This is a genomic window from Actinotalea sp., assembly GCF_035443605.1.
Taxonomy (GTDB): Bacteria; Actinomycetota; Actinomycetes; order Actinomycetales; family Cellulomonadaceae; genus Actinotalea.
The window spans coordinates 1-1,934 of record NZ_DAORSQ010000208.1; the positions used below are offsets into that span (position 1 = coordinate 1).

General features: G+C 70.8%; 3 protein-coding genes. 2 read left to right on the forward strand and 1 reads right to left on the reverse strand.

Translation table 11 applies throughout. From position 1 onward, the window contains the following. Window positions 1-1,019: PTS transporter subunit EIIC (locus PKY62_RS13205; protein ID WP_324537704.1), on the reverse strand; the 1,019-nt coding region annotated here is incomplete at its 3' end. 150 nt (window positions 1,020-1,169) lie between these two features. On the opposite strand from PKY62_RS13205, the gene PKY62_RS13210 reads away from it, so the two are divergent. Both PKY62_RS13210 and PKY62_RS13215 read left to right on the forward strand, forming a co-directional pair. Continuing rightward, window positions 1,170-1,403 (forward strand): PTS sugar transporter subunit IIB, encoded by a 234-nt coding sequence (locus PKY62_RS13210; RefSeq protein WP_324537706.1) that lies wholly within the window; start codon window positions 1,170-1,172, stop codon window positions 1,401-1,403. Continuing rightward, window positions 1,400-1,934: HAD family hydrolase (locus tag PKY62_RS13215; protein ID WP_324537708.1), on the forward strand; the 535-nt coding region annotated here is incomplete at its 3' end. The genes PKY62_RS13210 and PKY62_RS13215, both read left to right, overlap by 4 nt.

Genomic DNA, 1,934 nt, shown 5'->3' on the forward strand with positions numbered 1-1,934 from the left:
GCCATCGACGTGCCGGTCAGCACCGCGTGGATGACGTAGAGCGGCCACGCGACGAACATGAACGCGAACTCGATCGGCTCGGTGACGCCCGTGAGGAACGAGGTGAGCGCGACCGAGGCCATGAGCCCACCGACGGCCTTCTTCGCCGTGGGCTTGGCCTCCTGGTAGATCGCGAGGGCGGCGGCCGGGAGGGCGAACATCATGATGGGGAAGAAGCCGGTCATGAAGGCCCCGGCCGTGGGGTCGCCCTTCAAGAAGCGGGAGATGTCGCCCTGCACCGTCTCGCCACCGGCGGGGGTGTAGTCGCCGAGGATGAACCACGGCACGGAGTTGAGGATGTGGTGCAGGCCGAGGGGGATGAGCAGCCGGTTGGCCGTGCCGTAGATGAAGCCGCCGATGATCGAGTTCGCGGCGACCCACTCGCCGAGGTTGGTGAGGCCGGCGTCGAAGGCCGGGTAGATGACCGCGAGCAGCACGGCGAGGACGAGGCTGGCGAAGCCGGTGACGATCGGCACGAAGCGCCGGCCACCGAAGAACGCGAGATAGGGCGGGAGTGAGATCCGGTAGTACCTCTGCCAGAGGAAGGCCGCGATGAGCCCACACAGGATCCCGCCGAGCACGCCGTAGTTGATCAGCTCCTGGTCCTCACCCGGCTTGGGTGCGGGGAGCACGAAGGGCGACACGGCATCCCCGACGCCCTTGAAGACGAGGTAGCCGACGACGGCCGCGAGGGCGGTCGAGCCGTCGGCCTTCTTCGCCATCCCGATGGCGACCCCGACCGCGAACAGCAGGGGGAGGTTCGCGAACAGGGCGCCGCCGCCGGCACCGACGACGGCGGCGACCATCTCCCACCCGAGGCCGTCGGCTCCGAGCAGGTCCGGCTGGCCCAGGCGCAGCATGAGGGCCGCCACGGGCAGCGCGGCGATGGGCAGCATGAGGCTGCGCCCGAACTTCTGGATCGGGGCGAGGTCGAACCGCTTCTTCGCGGTCCCCTGTGCCGTCACGTCAGCCGTGGTCATGGTGGTGCCTCCTGGGGCGGGTCGGGAGTCTCGGGTGTCAGGGTGTCGACCTGGCCGGACACCGCGCCCGCACTGGTACCCCCGCGTGGGTGCTGAGAGGCTGACACCATCACACTGGCGTGTCAAACGCCTCGAAAGGACCCTCCAGCTATGAGCACCAAGGCAGAGCAGATCCTCGCCGCCCTCGGCGGCCCCGAGAACATCATCGAGATCGAGCCGTGCATCACCCGGTTGCGCACCGAGGTCAAGAACCCGTCCCTCGTCAACGAGGCGGCGCTGAAGGCCGCTGGCGCCCACGGCGTCATCTCCGCCGGGCAGGTGGTGCAGGTCGTCGTCGGCCCCGAGGCCGACAACCTCGCCGAGGACATCGAGGACCTGATGTGAGCATCCGCGGCGCGGTCGCTCGCCCGCGCGCCCTCCTGCTCGACCTCGACGGCACCCTCGTCGACTCCGAGCCCATCCACCGGACCGGCTTCGAGCGGTGGTTCGCCCACCGCGGGTGGCCCTTCGACCTCGAGGTGGCGGCCCTGTTCACCGGCCGCCGCGCGGACGACGTCTTCCGCACCGTCGACGGCCCGTGGAGCGGCGGGGACCCCGACGCCATGTTCGCCGAGATCGTCGCCATGGTGCCCCGCGACCGGCTCCCGGATGCCGTGCCGGGCGCGGCGGCGACCGTCGAGCGGGCCGCTGTGGCCGGCATCCCCCTCGCGCTCGTCACGTCGGCGAGCGTTCGCTGGGCCGACAAGGCGCTCGCGGCCCTGGGTGGGCTCGGCCGGTTCGACGTCGTCGTCACCCGCGACGACGTCGCGGTGGGCAAGCCCGATCCGTCCTGCTACGCCCTCGCGTGCGATCGCCTCGGTGTGGATGCCGGGTCGGCACTTGCGTGCGAGGACGCACCCAACGGGGTGCTCTCGG